The organism is Pseudomonas sp. RT6P73 (assembly GCF_054897715.1).
The window spans coordinates 3,598,151-3,616,257 of the sequence record NZ_JBUBUV010000002.1 but is presented as its reverse complement, the minus strand read 5'-3'; the positions used below and the strand labels follow the sequence as shown (position 1 = coordinate 3,616,257).

General features: G+C 57.5%; 16 protein-coding genes. 12 read left to right on the top strand and 4 right to left on the bottom strand.

Features of this window, described 5'->3' with window-relative positions; all coding sequences use genetic code 11:
- The first annotated feature begins 138 nt into the window (after window positions 1-138).
- Window positions 139-702, top strand: coding sequence for a DUF4174 domain-containing protein (locus ACYZT6_RS17130; protein WP_462027911.1), 564 nt, complete (start codon window positions 139-141; stop codon window positions 700-702).
- A gap of 361 nt (window positions 703-1,063) precedes the next feature.
- The gene (locus ACYZT6_RS17125; protein WP_462027910.1) at window positions 1,064-1,441 is read left to right on the top strand and encodes a DUF6124 family protein; all 378 of its coding nucleotides are present in this window, start codon (window positions 1,064-1,066) and stop codon (window positions 1,439-1,441) included.
- Window positions 1,442-1,675: 234 nt separating this feature from the next.
- On the opposite strand, the gene ampC is transcribed toward ACYZT6_RS17125, so the two are convergent.
- Window positions 1,676-2,842 carry a class C beta-lactamase gene (ampC, locus tag ACYZT6_RS17120; protein ID WP_462027909.1) on the bottom strand — a complete coding sequence of 389 codons (1,167 nt, stop codon included), beginning with the start codon at window positions 2,840-2,842 and terminating at the stop codon, window positions 1,676-1,678.
- Between the two features lie 167 nt (window positions 2,843-3,009).
- Here ampC and ACYZT6_RS17115 point away from each other — a divergent pair, with 167 nt between their 5' ends.
- Entirely contained in the window at window positions 3,010-3,882 is an 873-nt protein-coding gene (locus ACYZT6_RS17115) for a LysR family transcriptional regulator (RefSeq protein WP_462027908.1), read from the top strand.
- Between the two features lie 139 nt (window positions 3,883-4,021).
- Here ACYZT6_RS17115 and gudD read toward each other — a convergent pair whose 3' ends face one another.
- On the bottom strand, window positions 4,022-5,365 hold the full coding sequence (gene gudD / locus ACYZT6_RS17110; protein ID WP_462027907.1) for a glucarate dehydratase: 1,344 nt from the start codon (window positions 5,363-5,365) through the stop codon (window positions 4,022-4,024).
- 24 nt (window positions 5,366-5,389) lie between these two features.
- Entirely contained in the window at window positions 5,390-6,736 is a 1,347-nt protein-coding gene (locus ACYZT6_RS17105; RefSeq protein WP_462027906.1) for an MFS transporter, read from the bottom strand.
- A gap of 282 nt (window positions 6,737-7,018) precedes the next feature.
- Between ACYZT6_RS17105 and ACYZT6_RS17100 the strand changes: the two genes are divergently transcribed.
- Together ACYZT6_RS17100 and ACYZT6_RS17095 are read left to right on the top strand one after the other, a co-directional pair.
- A complete protein-coding gene (locus ACYZT6_RS17100) occupies window positions 7,019-7,732 on the top strand; it encodes a FadR/GntR family transcriptional regulator (protein WP_462027905.1) in 714 nt (237 codons plus the stop codon).
- Window positions 7,733-7,824: 92 nt separating this feature from the next.
- Complete coding sequence (locus ACYZT6_RS17095; protein WP_462027904.1) at window positions 7,825-8,055, top strand: hypothetical protein; 231 nt, start codon at window positions 7,825-7,827, stop codon at window positions 8,053-8,055.
- A 39-nt stretch (window positions 8,056-8,094) separates the two neighbouring features.
- Here the strand turns inward: ACYZT6_RS17095 and ACYZT6_RS17090 are convergent, their stop codons facing one another.
- Window positions 8,095-9,003: a DMT family transporter gene (locus ACYZT6_RS17090; protein ID WP_462027903.1), complete on the bottom strand. Its 909-nt coding sequence runs from the start codon at window positions 9,001-9,003 to the stop codon at window positions 8,095-8,097.
- Between the two features lie 96 nt (window positions 9,004-9,099).
- Here ACYZT6_RS17090 and ACYZT6_RS17085 point away from each other — a divergent pair, with 96 nt between their 5' ends.
- The 7 genes from ACYZT6_RS17085 (at window position 9,100) to ACYZT6_RS17055 (ending at window position 18,015) form a co-directional block, all read left to right on the top strand.
- Window positions 9,100-9,969, top strand: a complete 870-nt coding sequence (locus ACYZT6_RS17085; RefSeq protein ID WP_462027902.1) for a LysR substrate-binding domain-containing protein — start codon at window positions 9,100-9,102, stop codon at window positions 9,967-9,969.
- A 128-nt stretch (window positions 9,970-10,097) separates the two neighbouring features.
- Window positions 10,098-10,328 carry an Arc family DNA-binding protein gene (locus tag ACYZT6_RS17080; protein WP_462027901.1) on the top strand — a complete coding sequence of 77 codons (231 nt, stop codon included), beginning with the start codon at window positions 10,098-10,100 and terminating at the stop codon, window positions 10,326-10,328.
- 232 nt (window positions 10,329-10,560) lie between these two features.
- Window positions 10,561-11,808 (top strand): EAL domain-containing response regulator, encoded by a 1,248-nt coding sequence (locus tag ACYZT6_RS17075; protein ID WP_462027900.1) that lies wholly within the window; start codon window positions 10,561-10,563, stop codon window positions 11,806-11,808.
- Window positions 11,809-11,959: 151 nt separating this feature from the next.
- On the top strand, window positions 11,960-12,586 hold the full coding sequence (locus ACYZT6_RS17070) for a response regulator (RefSeq protein WP_462027899.1): 627 nt from the start codon (window positions 11,960-11,962) through the stop codon (window positions 12,584-12,586).
- Window positions 12,587-15,385, top strand: coding sequence for an ATP-binding protein (locus ACYZT6_RS17065; protein ID WP_462027898.1), 2,799 nt, complete (start codon window positions 12,587-12,589; stop codon window positions 15,383-15,385).
- 168 nt (window positions 15,386-15,553) lie between these two features.
- The gene (locus ACYZT6_RS17060) at window positions 15,554-16,702 is read left to right on the top strand and encodes an EAL domain-containing response regulator (RefSeq protein ID WP_462027897.1); all 1,149 of its coding nucleotides are present in this window, start codon (window positions 15,554-15,556) and stop codon (window positions 16,700-16,702) included.
- Between the two features lie 242 nt (window positions 16,703-16,944).
- Window positions 16,945-18,015, top strand: coding sequence for an EAL domain-containing response regulator (locus tag ACYZT6_RS17055; RefSeq protein WP_462027896.1), 1,071 nt, complete (start codon window positions 16,945-16,947; stop codon window positions 18,013-18,015).
- Window positions 18,016-18,107: the final 92 nt, after the last annotated feature.

Sequence of the window (18,107 nt, the reverse complement as noted above, 5' to 3'; positions counted from 1 at the left end):
TGAGATTAGCTCACCCTGTTGCGCAATGACCGCCCTGACCTAAGCTTGGGTCAAGGCGGAACACAATTGCGGTGCGTCACCCGGAACGATCGCCGCGATGCGCAATCATTAGAGCGTGGATATCAAAAGGAGATGCGCATGCTCATCAGGTCTTTGACCCTGACTACGTTGCTGGCTTTCGCCGGCCCCTTGCTCGCCGCCGAAAACGGCTCACCTCTGGACATCGACAAGGGCCGGGCCCGACCACTGATTGTGATTGCTCCCAACACCGGTAACCCGGTCTGGGTGGGCCTGAAAAATGCGCTGAACGATCCGGCCAACAAGGAAGGTATCGCCCAGCGCAACATCAGGGTGTACACGGTGCTGAACATGTCCGGTCAGCTCGACGGCAAGGACCTCGGCCCACAGGACACCATGGCATTGATCCGCTCGTTGAAACTCGGCGCGGGGGCGTTGCCCAAAGTCATCCTGGTGGGCAAGGACGGCGAGAAGAAGTTCGAGAGTTCGGGGGATGAATCAAAGTCGGTCGATTTGAAGAAAATCTTCGACACCATCGACGCCCTGCCAGCGACCGAGAAAGAAGCCGCACCGCCGACGGTCGTAACGCCCGTCGTCGCCGAACCGGCCGCTACAGGTACCAAGGGCGCAAAACCGGGTAAACCGGCGAAACCCGCCAAGCCCCCGGAAATGCCGGACGATTGAAGATCCCCGTGTAGCAGCTGGCGCAGCCTGCGTCCGGCTGCGCAGCAGTCGTAAAACCTGCAACTGCTTGCTTTCAGGCAAACCGCATTCTCTGGATTGCGACCGCTTCGTGCTCGAACGCAGCCTCGCGCTGCTCGACAGCTGCTACAAAAAAAAACCGGGTGTACCGTGGGGTGATGTACTGATTTCATTGGTCTCGGAAATTTCCTGCAAGTCCTGTCGGATTTCATGAACTGGTTTCTGTCAGAGCGCACCGTTAGCCTTTGTCAGCCACCGCAAAACTCGCGGTCGGACGTGGGAGTCCGCAACACTGAGGGATCCAGGGACGAACAATACCAATGGCCAGAAAGGAGCCTCGTCTATGAAGAAGTTCGGCAAAAATGATGCGCAACGCCCAACCGATGCCAGCCACCTGAAGCTCGTTCGGCTTGGCGATACGGCCGGGCGCGACACCAGCATTGGTGTGCGCAAGCCCAGGTGTTCCGTCCCGATCAAACAGATCTTCGCGATTGCCCCCGGCGTCGACACCATCACCCTGTTGCATCAGGCCAGCGAAACCCTGGCTTCCCTGAATGCCGTGATTGTGAATTTTGCCGTCAAGCTGGATGGCTCGAACCGAGCCATGCTCGGGGCGATTCAGCAGTTGGCCGGGATTGCGGAGTTGTTGGTGAATCAGGCTCGGGACAATCTTGATCCGAGGAACGATGTGCCCGACCCTCAGACACCGACCCGGCATTGAGCTGACGGAATAACGACAATGGGCGACCTCAAAGGAGGCCGCCCATTTTTATTGCCCGAACGATATTTGTAGCAGCTGTCGAGCCTGCGAGGCTGCGTTCGGCTGCGCAGCAGTCGTAGATCCTGCAACCGCAGTTTTATAGATAAACCTCATTAGCCGGATCACGACTGCTGCGCAGCCGAACGCAGCCTCGCAGGCTCGACAGCTGCTACAGGGGGATCGAGTTGCTATAGGTTATTCAGTCAGGGCACTCAATATCTTGTGAGCAATCTTGATTCGCTCCGGATTCGGGTAATTCTTGTTCGCCAGAATCACGATACCGATATCTTTCGAAGGCACGAACGCGACATAAGCGCCGAAACCACCCGTCGACCCGGTCTTGTTGAACCATGCCGTGTCTTTTGCAGGTTGCGGCGGATTCAGCCACTGGACTTTATGAGCCTCCATCGCCATTTCAGTCGAGTTGCCATTGAGCAACGTATCGAGGCTGACCGGATAGTTGTAGAGCTCCCAGCCCAACCCTTGCGTCATCTCACCCACGGTGTAGTAACCGGTGTGAGTAAGGGCAATCGCTTGCTGCAATGGCTTTTCCAGCGTCGCCGGTTTGAGGTTGGCTTCAACATAACGAAGCAAATCCGCAGCGCTGGTTTTCACACCGTACGCTTCCGAATCCAGCGCCCCCGGGCTCACCCGCACCGGTTTGCCATCCTTGCCATAACCCTGAGCGTAAAGCTCCATCTGGTCCTGCGGCACCTTGAGGTAGGTGTGCTTGAGTCCAAGTTTCGGCAGCAGGGTTTTTCCCATCAACTCATCGAACGGCTGGCCCATGCTTTTGGCCGCCAGATAACCGGACAGCCCGAGACTGGGGTTCGAATACTGGCGGTGGGTGCCCGCTGCATACACAGGTTTCCACTGTTTGAAGTAGGCGAGCATTTTGTCTGGATGATCGGCCTCGTCCGGGAACTGCAGCGGCAGCCCGCCAGCGGTGTAAGTGCCGAGTTGCAACACGCTGATGCTGTCGAACGCACTGCCTTTCAACTCAGGCCAAACCTGGCTGACCCGGTCAGACAAAGACAGTTTGCCACTGGCCTGGGCGTAGGCAGTCAGCGTGGTGGCGAAGGTTTTACTCACCGAGCCGATTTCGAAAAGGGTGTCTTTACTGACCGGTTTACCGTCCTCTTTCGAGGCCACGCCGTAGTTAAAGTAATGCTGCTGGCCATTCAGGGTGATCGCGACCGCGACGCCAAGGATATTCTGTTGCTGCATGACCGGCCCGATGGCGGCTTTCACCAAGGCGTCGAGTTGATCGTCGGATTTTGTTGCGGCCATACAGTGACTTGCACCTAGCAATAAGGCGAAAGCGCTGAAGGACGCAAGTCTTGGCAGATGAAATTTGTACATGATTGGAACCACTCTCCATGAGTTGCCATTACTTTACCCGCTACACTCCGAACGGATTCAGAGCCGGACGGCTGACGGGCGCGCCAAATCTAGGCAGTCGGGCGACAATCGACAATCGACAAACGACGATATTTCGGGTTAGCCATTAGAAAAATTTGGGAGTGGGCATGATTCGTCCTCATCTGCCGCTGAATGCACTGCGCGCCTTCGAGGCTTCCGCACGCCATTTGAGCTTCACTCGGGCGGCCGTGGAGTTGTTCGTTACGCCGGCCGCCGTCAGTCATCAAGTCAAAAGCCTTGAAGCCCAGCTTAACGTGACGCTGTTCAAACGCTTGCCCCGCGGCCTGATGCTGACCAGTGAAGGCGAAACCTTGCTGCCGGTATTGCGCGAGTCCTTCGACCGGATTGCCGAAACCCTTGAGCGATTCGAGGGCGGACATTTTCGTGAAGTGGTGACCGTGGGTGCCGTGGGGACGTTTGCGGTGGGTTGGCTGTTGCCGCGGCTGGCGGACTTCCAGTCGAAACATCCGTACATAGATTTGCGCCTGTCGACCAACAACAACCGGGTGGACGTGGCCGCAGAAGGGCTGGATTACGCCATCCGATTCGGCGCCGGCGCCTGGCACGGGATCGAGGCTTTAAAGCTGATTGAAGCGCCGTTGTCGGTGCTCTGCGTTCCGGAAATAGCCGGGCAGTTGCAAGAACCTGTCGACCTGCTCAAGCAGACGCTGTTGCGTTCCTACCGCACAGATGAGTGGCCCGAGTGGTTTCTAGCCGCCGGGTTGCCGGCCAACACACCGCCGCCCAAGAGCATCGTCTTCGACTCATCGCTCGCCATGATGGAGGCTGCGTTGCAGGGCGCGGGCATTGCCTTGGCGCCGCCGCTGATGTTCGCCCGGCAACTGGCGGCGGGTGCGATCGAGCAACCGTTCGACATCGGCATCACCACCGGCTGCTATTGGCTGACCCGCTTGCAATCGCGCCCCGAAACGTCGGCGATGACGATGTTCAAGGAGTGGCTGCTGCAAGCTTCGGGCTGATAGAAAAAACCTGTGGGAGCGGGCTTGCCCGCGATGGCGGCCTGTCAGTCAACATCAATGTTGAATGTCAGTCCCTCATCGCGGGCAAGTCGGATCGCCGCACCGCCGCTCCCACAGAGAATGAGGCGTTTCGAAGGGTTTAGCGCACCAGACACGGCCGCTTGTTATCAAACGTCCAACCCGGAATCAGAAACTGCATCGCCACGCTGTCATCCCGGGCGCCCAGTCCCATGCCTTTGTACAACTCATGGGCCTTGGCCAACTGATCCAGATCCAGCCCAACCCCCAACCCCGGTTTCTTTGGCACCTGCACGCAACCACCGACGATTTGCAGCGGAGCCTTGGTCAGGCGCTGACCGTCCTGCCAGATCCAGTGCGTGTCGATGGCGGTGATTTCACCGGGCGCAGCCGCCGCGACATGGGTGAACATCGCCAGGGAAATATCGAAGTGGTTGTTGGAGTGCGAGCCCCAGGTCAGGCCCCATTCGTGGCACATCTGCGCCACACGAACCGAGCCCTGCATGGTCCAGAAATGCGGGTCAGCCAAAGGGATATCAACCGATTGCAACTGGATCGCATGGCCCATTTCCCGCCAGTCGGTGGCGATCATGTTGGTCGCGGTTTTCAGGCCCGTGGCGCGGCGGAACTCAGCCATCACTTCACGACCCGAATAGCCGTTTTCCGCCCCGCACGGGTCTTCGGCGTAAGCGAGCACGTGATGCTGATCGCGGCACAGTCGAATGGCTTCCTTGAGTGACCACGCACCATTCGGATCGAGCGTAATGCGTGCATCGGGAAAGCGTCCGGCCAACGCGGTGACAGCTTCGATTTCCTCGTCGCCGCTGAGCACGCCGCCCTTGAGTTTGAAGTCCTTGAAGCCGTAACGGGCGTGCGCGGCCTCGGCCAGGCGCACCACGGCGTCGGCGGTCATGGCTTTCTCGTGGCGTACACGAAACCAGTCGTTGTCGGCGTCCGGTTCGCTGCGGTAGACCAGATCGGTTTCGTTGCAATCACCGACATAAAACAGATAACCGAGCATCTTCACTTCATCGCGCTGCTGGCCTTCGCCCAGCAGGGCCGCAACCGGCACGTCCAGGTGCTGACCGAGCAAGTCGAGGAGGGCGGCTTCCAGTCCGGTGACTGCGTGGATGGTGATGCGCAGGTCGAACGTCTGCAAGCCGCGACCGCCGGCATCACGCTCGGCGAAGGTCTGGCGCACCTGATTGAGGATCTTCTGATACGTGCCAATCGGGCTGCCAACCACCAGGCTTCGTGCATCTTCCAGCGTCTGGCGAATACGCTCGCCACCCGGCACTTCGCCGACCCCGGTGTGACCGGCGTTGTCCTTGAGGATCACGATATTGCGGGTGAAAAACGGGCCGTGGGCGCCACTCAGATTGAGCAGCATGCCGTCGTGACCGGCCACCGGAACCACCTGCATGCTGGTGATGATCGGCGCTTTTGCGGTGTCTTGTGGGTTCATTTTCTTGTCCTTCAAAACAGAGGTTCAGACGTGATTGGGCGCTGGTTTGCCCAGTGCAACGGCTGGTGCAGTTTTCGGTATATTGCGCGCGGCGAAGACGATGATCGCAGCGATGATTGACGTCGCGGCCAGGCCATACAGCCCACCCTGAATGGAGCCGGTGTGCTCTTCGAGCAGGCCGAACGTGGTCGGTGCAACGAAGCCGCCAAGGTTGCCCACCGAGTTGATCAGCGCGATCACGCCCGCCGCGATCCGCGCATCCAGATAGGCCTGAGGGATTGGCCAGAACAGCGACGACGCGGACTTGAAACCCAGCGCCGCGAAGCAGATCGCAACGAAGGCAAAAATCGGCCCACCGGTGGTGGACATGAACATCCCGGCCGCCGCGATCAGCAGCGCAGCGGCGACCCAGGCTTGCTGGTTTTTCCATTTGGCCGACAGCGAAGCGAAGGCGTACATGCCGACGATCGACAGCAACCACGGGATCGAGTTGAACAGCCCGACCTGAATGTCGCTGAGGTCGCCCATCTTCTTGATGATGCTCGGCAGCCAGAAGGTCGCGGCATAAATGGTCAGCTGGATGAAGAAGTAGATCAGGCAGAACAGGATGATCTGGCGATCCTTGAGCAGCGTGCCCAGCGATGGCTTGATCGGTGTCGCCGCTTCGCGGGCCAGTTGTTCGTCATCGATGGCTTTGACCAGCGCATCTTGCTCGGCGCGGGTCAGCCATTTGGCATCGTGGGGTTTGGAGTCCAGCCAGAACCACACGAACACGCACAGCCCGACTGAAAACATCCCCTCAATGAAATACATCCATTGCCAGCCGTGCATCCCGAATCCGCTGATCTGCAACAGCAGCCCGGATAACGGACCGGAGATCAGCGAAGCGATGGCCGAACCGCTGAGAAAAATCGCAATCGCCTTGCCGCGCTCAACGCCTGGCAGCCAGCGCGTGAAGTAGTAAATCACCCCGGGAAAGAAACCGGCTTCGGCCACGCCCAGCAGGAATCGCAGGATGTAGAAGTGGGTTTCGTTCTGGATGAAGGCCATGCCGGCGGCGACCAGGCCCCAGGTCAGCATGATGCGGGTCAGCCAGATGCGTGCGCCGACTTTTTGCAGAAGCATGTTGGAGGGGACTTCGAACAGCGCGTAACCGATGAAGAACAGGCCGGCGCCGAGGCCGTAGGCGGCAGCGCCGATCCCCAGGTCCTGCTCCATGTGGGCGCGGACGAAGCCGATGTTCACGCGGTCAATGTAGTTGACGATGAACATGATGACGAACAGCGGCAGAACGTGGCGTTTCACTTTCGAGATGGCGGACTTCAGGACCGAATCGGCGCCATCGTGCATCCCGGATATGGATGTATTCACTTGGTTTTCTCCCACTGATTATTTTTATGCGGGGTGTGGCTGGATGTTGCTGTGTTGATAGACATCATACAACTAGCTTTTTTCGTCCTGCAAGCGCTTATATCCAACAAAATGGCGCTTTTGTTCGGGCTTGTTGTTCATTTTCGGTTTTGTTGCGTCTTGTGGGAAGGCAATTTACGTCCAAGTGTTGAGTGTTGTCATACAAGTTAAGCGTTGTTTTCTTGGGGATTCCAGCCGAGCGCAGTGCTACGATTCCGTTAGCCCTGCTTCCGGATGATCGCCATGCAAGAAGACCTCGACGCCCCTGCCCGCAAGCGCACCCACAACCTGGCCCATGACCTGGTGGCCAAACTGAGCCAGAGCATCTTGCTCGGGCAAATGTTGCCGGGGGACAAGCTGCCGTCGGAGAACACGATTGTTCAGGAGCACGGGGTCAGTCGCACGGTCGTGCGTGAAGCGATTTCGAAGTTGCAGGCTTCAGGCCTGGTGGAAACCCGGCACGGCATCGGCACCTTTGTGATCGAGCGCGCACCGGAGCAGGGGCTGCGATTGAATGTCGACACCGCGCTGGGTGTGCGCAGCATTCTGGAGTTGCGCATGGGCCTGGAAACCCAGGCCGCCGCGCTGGCAGCGAGCCGTCGCACCGATCATCAGTTGATGCAGATGCGCGAAGCACTCGATGACTATCAAAGCCTGCTCACCAACAACGACAGCTGCGTCGAGGCCGACAAGCGCTTCCACCTGCTGATCGCCGAAGCCACCGGCAACGTGTGTTTCACCGAAATCATGCAGCACCTGGGCAGTGCCATGATTCCGCGGACCCGGGTCAACGCCGCAGAGCGTGGCGCGGTGGATTTGAGCAAGCTCGGGCAACTGGCCAACCTCGAACACGAGGCGATTCTCAATGCAATCAAACGGCAAGACCCGGACGCGGCGCGCGCCGCGATGTGGCTGCACCTGACGAACAGCCGAGACCGGTTTTCGGGCGGCGCCTGACGACCGTTTGTCTAGTCGATAGCACGCCATTCAGGCGCTCGATTCCAACGAGTACGGCCCAGATTTGCTGGACCTCATTAGTGAGGTGCGTCATGGCTAACGACTCAATGTTCCAGGGTGGAACACCCAATACCGACCCGACCAGACCTATGCCCGGCACCGACGAGCCGGCGCTAGATGACGATGCTCCGCCCGGCAGGGACCCTTCGCTGGACCCGGCTGCCGCCGACGCTGATCGACCTGAAGACTGGAAGGATCCGGCCGCAGACGAAGACGTTCCGCCAGCAGATGAGCCAACCCCTTTATCCGATGACAGGCGATAAAAAGAACCCGGCCAATGTGCCGGGTTTTTTATTGAACCGTCAGCGATGGCCGGGCAGGCTGGTCGCGATGACCGTAGGACGCCGCTCCAGATTCAACGCCAGCACACTGATCAGCACCACAACCGCGCCGATCCCGACCATCACCGTCGGCTGTTCACCCAAGGCAAAAGCCGCAATGACCATCGCCATCGGCGGAATCAGGTACAGCGTCATCGTCGCCCGACTCAAATCTAGGTGAGCCAGCACAAACGCCCAGGCCAGGTAGGCGAGGGCGCTGGGAAACACGCCCAATGCCAACACTGCCCATTGCACAGGCATCGGTGCACTGACGACCTTGCCGGCCAACCCCGGCAAATAAATCAGCAGCAGTGCGGTGCCTGACCAGACCGTGTAACAGACCAGCGTCAAGCCGTTGTAGCGCCCGGAGTGATGCTTCTGAAGTGCGAAGTAAAAACTCCACGACACCGCCGCCAGCAAGATCAGCAAACCGTGCGCATCCATGCTGCCCAGTCCACGATCACCGGCCACCACAATCACCACGCCGATCAATCCCAACAAAACACAACCCCAGCGCCAAGCGCTGACCCGATCCTTGAACACGAACCGAGCCAGCAAGGTGCTGAACAACGGCGTCGATTGCGCCAATACACTGGACGCGCCGGCACTGACACTTTGCTGGCCGATGTTCAGAGCGACGTGGTGCAGGCTCACAGCAAAGAAACCGAGGACCAACAGCAGCGGCAGATCGCCAAGCTTCGGCAAACTGATGCCTTTGAACGCGGCGACGATTGCCATGAACACCGACGCGATCAGAAAGCGCAGCAGCGCCAGATGACCGGGGTCATAGGCCTGCAATCCGATGTGAATGCCGGTCGGCGAGTATCCCCAGCAGGCGACGACAAACGCCATGGCCAGGAGAATTTTGAGGGTCTGGGTGGAGGGCTTCATGGTCGGTCACCGGTGGGTTTATGCACCGAGTATCGGAAGGCTAACCGTTCGCCACAACTGACTTATACTGCGTCAATTGTTCACTTTGGGTGATGTATGGAATTGGCGCAGATTCGCATGTTCAAAACCGTTGCCGACGCCGGCAGCATCGCCCGAGCGGCTGAGCTGTTGCATTGCGTGCCGTCGAACATCACGGCACGCATCAAGTCGCTGGAAGCCGAGTTGGGTGTGGCTCTGTTTTTTCGCGAAGGCCGAGGTCTGCGCATCAGCCCGGCGGGGCAGACGTTTCTGTCTTACGCGTCGAAGATTCTCGCGCTGACCGTTGAAGCCAAGCGCGCGGTGGACCCTTCGGCCGAACCGTCCGGGCCACTGCGTATCGGCGCCATCGAGTCCTCGGCCACCGGGCGTCTGCCGCGTCTGCTGGCCAAGTTTCACAAGCGTTATCCCGATGTCGCGCTGGAGCTGACCACCGGCACCTGGAACCAACTGCTCGATGACACCCTCAATCATCGGCTCGACGGCGCAATCGTCGCGGTGGATGTCGAACGCTCGCAGCTCAAGCGCACGCCGATGTACCGCGAAGAGCTGCTGCTGATTGCCTCGACATCGCTGGGGCCAGTGCGTGATATCACCGATTTGCAGAACAAGACCGCGTTCATGTGGCCGCAAGGCTGCCCTTATCGAGCGGCGCTGGAGCATTGGTTGTTGAGGCAGGGGCAGGCGCTGCCGATTGTCAGCCTGGCGAGTTATGGGGCAATCGTCGGCTGCGTCAGCGCCGGGGCCGGGGTCGCGCTGGTGCCCAAGGGAGTGTTCGATCAGTACGCCAAAGGGGCAGGATGCGCAGGTTTTGAATTTCCTGAGCTGACGGCCATCGACAACCTTTTTTACTGGCATGAAAACGCCGGTGTTCACCCGGCGCGGGAAGCGTTTGTGGCGATGTTGGGTGAGGAATTTTTACCGGGGTAGGCCGAAGTTTCGAGCTATGCACTGCTGGGCGTAGGAAATTTCTCGAGCCTTGGCAGGAAAAGCCCTACATAAAACTCAAGCCATCAGGCGCCAGACTATCGAATTCTTTTTGGTATAAGGGTTTGGTAATGACGACATTTGTTCTTCGGTTACCTGAAGGTTTACGTCTGAAGTTAAAACGCGCTGCCAAGGCCAACAGACGAAGCTTGAACGGTGAAATTGTCGCTCGAATGGAACGTGCATTAGCGGATGTATCCATGAGTGAACTTGATGATGAAATTCGATTCCTGTTGATTCGTGAAGTACTTGCCCTGGAGAGCTCAACAGGGACTACCAAATCAGGGACGGCGTCCGTCTGATAGCTCAACTTTGTTTTTACCGTGCGTAGTCTTATGTTCGGAACCTGTTCATGTCGAAGAGTGGAAAAACAACAGTTTCTTAGTCTCATCCGATCTATCAAATTGCTCGGAATGGATCCAAAACCGGCCGTCGATGTTTCTGTCAGCCGCTGGAAAACCACAGGGGTACTAAATACACTAACGGTCTTGTTGGGAAATTTCCTACAAGACGGGAGGATGAATCCTTCGTCTGGTGCTGTGGGACGTTGCCACAATTCTGCCTTCAGTATTGGTAGAGCAACTAGTGAAGATGGACTCACTTAGCGTTCTTGTTTTAGAAGATAAATCGATTCAGCGTGGCGTCTTGGTCAATGCGCTAAAACACCTGGGAGTCATCGATATCTTGCAGGCGGATAGTACCGAACGGGCTATGACGAAGATCAATCGACCCGGGGGCGTGGACATTGTGCTCTGCGACCTGCGTAACACGGCCCTCAACTGCCTGGGTTTTTTGCACACTGTCGGTCAGAACGGCATGGTTCGCGCTGTCGCGTTGAGCAGTGAGGTACGGCCGGAAATGCGCCGCGCCGTGGGGCAGATGACCTGTTTTTCGAGAATGCAGTTGCTCGGGGAATTGAGCCAACCCATGCAGCCCGGTTCATTGCAGGGTGTGTTGCATCGCTATCGGCACCGACGCCATTCATCAGCCATTGAGCCGTCACCGTTGTACAAGCTGCCCAGTGAAGAGGAAGTCCGTCAGGGCCTGGCGTCGGGTGCTTTCAAATCCTGGTTCCAGCCCAAGTTCGAGATGACCAGTGGTGCGGTGGTGGGGGTTGAGGCGCTGGCGCGTTGGGAACATCCTGTCAGGGGGCTGCTGCTGCCCAAAGACTTCCTGGCCGCCGTGTTGGCTTATGACCTCATCGATGAGATGTTCAAGCAAATGCTTGAGCAAGGGATGAGTCTGTTGCTAGCACTGCGCGAGTGTGGCCTTAGTCTGCAATTTGGATTCAATCTTCACGCCTCACAACTGACCCGTAATGACCTGACCGACCACATTCTTGGTCGCCTGAAATGCCACAATTTTCCGGGAGCGACGTTGTTGTTCGAAGTGGCTGAAAATGGTTTGCTCGGCGCTCCTCCGGTTGCTCAGGATAACCTCCTGCGCCTGCGCGCAATGGGTTGCGGTCTTTCAATCGATGGGTTCGGCCTCGGGTTTTCTTCGCTGAAGTTGCTCTGCCAGTCACCCTTCAATCAATTGAAGCTCGCCGGCCAACTCGTCCAGGACATCACTGATTCGCGCACCCGGTCAATGATCACCAGCGCCCTGGCACTTTCGCGGTCACTGAACATGAGTCTGGTTATCGAGGGGGTTAGCAGCCAGGCCATTCGAGAGGCGGTGATGGAGATCGGCTGCGTATTGGGTCAGGGTTTTCATTTGGCGCCGCCAATGGATTCGAGTCGACTCATGCAATGGCTGCAGAATCGGGAAATGTGCAAATAATAATAACGGTCGCAGGGTCGGAAAGTAATTCGAGACGACTGGCGAATGATGTAGAGGTGAGCTTCATTGTCCGGCTATATATTCCGTTATCTTTTGATGCATGACCTTTCCGTCATCGGTGTTGTCCGGTGCGTATTACCGCGAGGTTCAAATGCATAAAGCGTTGGTTGTGGACGATCATCCATTCATTCGGGCAACGGTGAAAATTCTGCTTCAGAGAGAGGAGTTCGAGCTGATCGTCGAGGCTGACAATGGTGCGGATGCGGTGCAACTGGCTCGCCAGCATGTCCCGGCGCTGATCGTGCTGGACATCGCCATGCCGAAACTTGACGGGTTGGAAGTCATTAGCCGGATTGTTGCGCTGAAACTTCCGTGCAAGGTACTGATATTGACCTCCCAATCGCCGGCATTTTATGCCATGCGCTGTATGAAGGCGGGGGCTGCTGGTTATATTTCAAAAACCGACGAATTGGGCGAACTGAGCAAAGCGATCAAGGCGCTCATGGCGGGCTATACTTTTTTCCCCAATCTTTCGGGTAATTCCGTACGCCGGAATGATATCGATGCGACTGAGCTGGATATGATCCGGTGTCTGTCCGATCGTGAACTAATGATTTTGCAACAACTTGCACGTGGTTTGAGTAACAAGGAAATAGGCGATGCAATGTTATTGAGCAACAAAACCGTCAGTACCTATAAAACCCGTTTGATCGAAAAGCTTAATGTCAAGTCGGTGGTCTATCTGGCCGATTTTGCCAAGCGAAATAACTTGATCTGAATGAGAATACCTCTGCGTAACTATTTGCTTGCTGTTTTTGTGCTCGGCCAGTTGGGGAATGTTTTACCGGCCCATGCCGGTGCGCAAACCCTGAGACTTACCAGTCGCTTCAGTGACGAGAGCAACATCGTCGGTCCGCAGGAGTCGGACTCGCACTGGCTGCGCAGCATGAGCTCACTGCAACCGGACATTTCGGCGCTGGGTCTCAGTGACGCCGAACAACGTTGGCTGGCAAAACACCCTCGATTGAAAGTGGCCGTCAACGATAGCCTCGTCCCCGTGTCCTTCTTCGACGAGTGGGGTGTGTACCGAGGGATCAGCGCCGATGTTCTGGCTAAAATCAGTCAGCGCACCGGATTGAAGTTCGATGTGGTGCGTGGTCATTCGATGGGCGAGTTGGTCAGGCAGATCAATCAGGGCGACGCCGATCTGATCGCGGCGTTCAGCGCCAGCGTTGGAAAGGATGCAGAACTGCGGGTCACCCGGGCTTACTTGACCAATCCGGATGTGTTTGTCGGTCGGATCGAGTCGCAGAGCCCGGGAGCGCGGGAGGCCATGGCCAGTACCTTCGGGTTGCTGTCAGTCCAGGTGGGTTTCGCGACCGACCGCAGGGCAGTGGAGCTGTATTCGATACTGGATAAAGCCCTGCAGAGCATTCCTGCGCAAGAATTGGAGGCGTTGACCGGGCGTTGGCGCAACGACGTGGTAGTGGATGAGGGCATCTGGCTGCACAGTCGGGCTGCGATCGTTCCGGGTTTCATTTTATTCGGGCTGTTATTACTGGCGGCCGTGGGCTGGATCATTTACCTGCGTCGATTGATTGTTACCCGCGAAAAGGCTGAGTTGGCGCTCAACGACCAGATGGAATTCATGCGCGCCATGATCGATGGCACCCCGCACCCGATCTATGTACGTGACCGCGGGGGGCGGCTGGTGAGTTGCAACTCGGTCTACCTTGACGTGGTGGGGTCCAGTCTCGAGAAGATGATCGGCAAAAAAATCACCGAAAGTCCGCAGCTCTTTTATGCCGATACCAAGGCCATTCATGAAGAGTACATGAGGGTGATGGATGAGGGCTCCCGGGCGATTCAGGATCGGGTTTTAAGAGCGAAAACCGGTGTGGTCCATACGGTTTACCACTGGATCCTGCCCTTTCGTTCAAGCGAGGGCGTGGTCACGGGCATGATTGGCGGCTGGATCGATATCAGCGAACGCCAGCGCTTGTTCGATGAATTGCAAAGTGCCAAGAAAGGTGCCGATGACGCCAATCGGGCGAAAACAACGTTCCTGGCAACCATGAGCCATGAAATCCGCACCCCGATGAATGCCGTGATCGGCATGCTCGAGTTGGCGATGAAGAAGGCTGACAAAGGCATCTTGGACCGGTTCGCCATCGAGGTTGCGTCAGGTGCCGCGCGGGGGTTGCTGGACCTGATCGGCGACATTCTCGATATCGCGCGAATTGAGTCCGGACGTCTTTTTCTGGCACCGGAGCGCGCGGGTTTACGCGAGTTGGTGGAATCGGTAACGCGTATGTTCGAAGGCGTGGCACGGCAAAAAGGTTTGCGCCTGCTGCTGGATTTCGACCCGCAGGCCAGTCGCGATGTGCTGATCGATCCGCTGCGCTTCAAACAGATTCTGTCCAATCTGTTGAGCAACGCAATCAAGTTTACCGACGAGGGCAGCGTGCGCTTGAGCGTGCAAGCGGGGCCAGGCAAGTGTGACGAGCGCGTGGCGATTCATGTGCAGGTCAAGGATTCCGGCATTGGTATTTGCGCACAGGATCAGGAGCAGTTATTCAGTCCTTTCAGTCAGGTCCGCAATAGTCACCAGCCGGCGCGCGGTGGTTCGGGGCTGGGACTGTCCATCAGCCGTACCCTGTGTGAAATGATGCAGGGGCAACTGCACCTGAGCAGCGCACCGGGCAAAGGTACGCAGATTGATATTTCTCTCGACCTGCTCACCTTGCAACCCTTGCCCGCTGCCGCGTTGCCGGTGCCTGAGCTGGCCACTCAGGGGTGGGCGCTCAACATTCTGGTGATCGACGACTATCCGGCCAACCGTTTGTTGCTGTCCCAGCAATTAACCTATCTCGGTCATGGGGTCTGTGACGCAGAGGACGGTGCTCATGGTTTGCGCGCCTGGCGCAACGGTTCCTTCGATGTGGTGATTACCGATTGCAACATGCCGGTCATGAACGGGTACGAACTCACGCAGGCGATTCGCGATGAAGAAAAATCGTCGGGGGCCAAGCCTTGCCTGATCCTGGGGTTTACAGCCAACGCGCAGCCGGAGGAAAGGGAGCGTTGCATGGCCGAAGGGATGGACGATTGCCTGTTCAAACCCATCAGCCTCGCGGACTTGAGTTCTCGACTGTCTTCGGTGCAACCCTGCACCGAGCCATTACAACGTGGCGGGAAGATCGAGACCGGTGGCAACATCGATCTGAGCAGCTTGCAGCAACTGACGGGTGGCGATCCCACCGCCATCGACCATTTGCTTGGCGACCTGGCCGTCAGTAACGAAGAGGACATGTTGCGTCTGATCAGGCTGTTTGGCGAACATGACTTGCCGGGTCTTTCCGATCTGGCCCATCGGATCAAGGGCGGTGCACGAATCATCAAGGCCAATGGCTTGATCTCGTGCTGCGAGCAGTTGGAAGCGGTCTGCATGGGGGGAGAATCTGCATCGTTGACAGAGGCGGTCGATGCATTGCAGCAGGCGATGGAGCAATTGGCGCAAACGCTTGAGTTGCACATGATGGCTGACGTACAGCAGATGTCTGTTGTCGCGGAGTGACTGTCGGAAAAATCCTACATTCAGGCAGAAATTTCCTAAAGATCCGCATCGGCCAAGTCCCGACAATGGGTTCACATCTTCGTTTGTGAGCCCCCGCCAATGCCCCCGCGTCCGATACGTATCCTCGTTCTTGGTGCGCCCCACTTTCAGCGATTGATCTCGGCCAAAATGCGTTCGCAGCCAGATTGCCAGGAGATATTTACCGTTGCTGACTGGGTGCAAGCCCTCGCGATTATCGAGCAGGTGGGGCCGGTGGATATCACGCTGTGTGACTTGCGCTTCGAGGGGGTGAATAACCTGGAACTGTTGCAGAGCGTTGGCCGCTCGGGTCTGATGGGGGCAATCATCATCTGCAGTCCATTGCCAGCGGAAGTGCTTCGGGCGGTGAGACAGATTGTTTCGCCGCTGGGGATGGTTCTGCTGGGTGATTTCAATGAATCTTCACCATTGCGTCCACTGCAGGCATTGCTGGAAAAACAGAAGAACGAATCTTCAACCGTGCCCGCGTCGCCTCCTGTTGCAGCGTTGGTCGATGAAGAAGACGTGCGTCAGGCCTTTTCACGGCGGCAATTGCAGACTTTTTTCCAGCCAAAATTCAATCTGCTGACGGGTGAGGTTTACAGCATCGAAGCGTTGGCGCGTTGGCATCATCCCTTCAAAGGCGTCATCCAGCCCTCTGTATTCATACCGGTCATCGAGCATTGTGGTCTGCTCGATGAACTGCTTTTTATGCAACTGGAACAAGGCCTGAACATCCAGCGGCAGGCACTGGAGCAGGGTTTTTCGCTCAATCTGGCCTTCAATCTGCAGGTCTCGCAACTCGCCAACGCCCATCTCATACCCCGGATCCGCATGGTTCTGGATGTTCATGATTTGCCCGGTTCAGGGCTGACGTTCGAGCTGACTGAAACGGGGCTGCTCGAAGTGCCGCCCGCCAGCCTGGAAAGATTGACGCGTCTTCGAATGATGGGCTGCGGGCTGTCGATCGATGATTTTGGCGCGGGGTTTTCGTCGCTGCAGCGGCTGTGTCAGTTGCCCTTCAACGAAATCAAACTCGACGCCGGGTTCGTTCGTGGCGTGATGCACGAACCGCGCTGCCGCGCCGTTATCACCAGCACCCTGGCGCTGGGCGATGCGTTGGGCATGGCTGTGGTCGTGGAAGGCATCGAAACCGAAGAGCATCGGCAAGTGCTACTGGACCTTGGGTGTACGCAAGGGCAAGGCTATTGGTGTGCACGGCCTATGTCGGGAACGGATTTACTGCATTGGCTAAACCTCCAACAGACGGTCGGCGGCAGGTTCTCGGCCATTAACTGATCGATGCTTAACCGGCAGCTGCCAGGAAACTTCCTACGGATCAAAGCGATGCATTCTTCGTTTGCAGTGGCATCAAATTGCCAAAAATTTTGGCTTCACGTTATTTCAGAGTAATCGGCGAGATGGATTCTCCTAGCGTTCTCGTTTTAGACAGTCTCTCGCTACAACGCGCTAGCCTGGTCACGGCTCTGCAGCATCTGGGCGTCATCGACATTTTGCAGGCTGATAGCTGCGAACAGGCGATGGCACAGATTCACCAGGCGGGGGGCGTTGATATTGTGCTCTGCGACCTGAGTGATACGGCCCTTGAGTGTCTGGATTTTCTGCGCGCAGTGGGGCAGAACGGCAAGGTTCGCGCTGTTGTTGTGTGCAGTGAGTTGCGGCCGGAGTTGCGCCGCGCAGTCGAACAGATGACCTGTCTGTCGGGACTGCCGCTGCTTGGGCTCCTGAGCAAGCCCATCCAGTTGTATGCGTTGCAAGGCCTCTTGCAGCGCTATGGCCACCGCTGCCTGCCTCTGGAGGCCGATCCGTCACCGCCGCACAGACTGCCCAGTGAAGAGGATGTGCGTCGGGGCCTGGCGTTGGGGGAGTTCAAAGCCTGGTTCCAACCCAAGTTCGAGATGAACAGCGGCGCATTGGCCGGGGCTGAAGCGTTGGCGCGTTGGGAGCACCCGGTCAGGGGGCTGCTATTGCCCAAAGACTTTCTGGCGGCAGTGCTGGCTTATGACCTGATCGACGAAATGCTCAAGCAACTACTGGAACAAGGGATTGGGTTGCTGAATGCATTGCGCCAGTCCGGCCGTGAGCTGGAGCTGGCTTTCAATCTTCACGCTTCGCAACTGGCCCGCTATGACCTGACCGATCACATTTGTCGCATCTTGAAGTGCAACAACTTGCCGGGGGCGACATTGTTGTTCGAAGTCGCTGAAAACGGCTTGCTCGACGCCCCGAGGGTGACCCGCGAAAACCTGCTGCGCTTGCGCATGATGGGGTGCAGCCTTTCGATCGATGATTTCGGCATGGGTTTTTCATCGTTAAAACTGCTCAGCCAACTGCCATTCAACCAACTCAAGCTCGACGGGCAACTCGTGCGGTCCATTACCGAGCCGCACACCTTGGCTATGGTCACCAGCACTGTGGCGCTGGCCCGGGTGCTGAACATGAGCCTGGTGATCGAGGGCGTCGGCAGCCAGGTTATCCGTGACGGGCTGGTGGAGATGGGGTGTTCGTTTGGACAGGGTTTTCACCTAGCTCGTCCAATGGATGCCCAGCGGTTCATGCAGTGGTTGCAGAACCCGCCATCACCCACTTGAAACCGTGGGTCGCAGGGATTGGACCCTCTCGGTATGCCTGCCGTATTACCTAGAGATGAGGGCTACATTAGGGGGTGATCTGTACCATACTC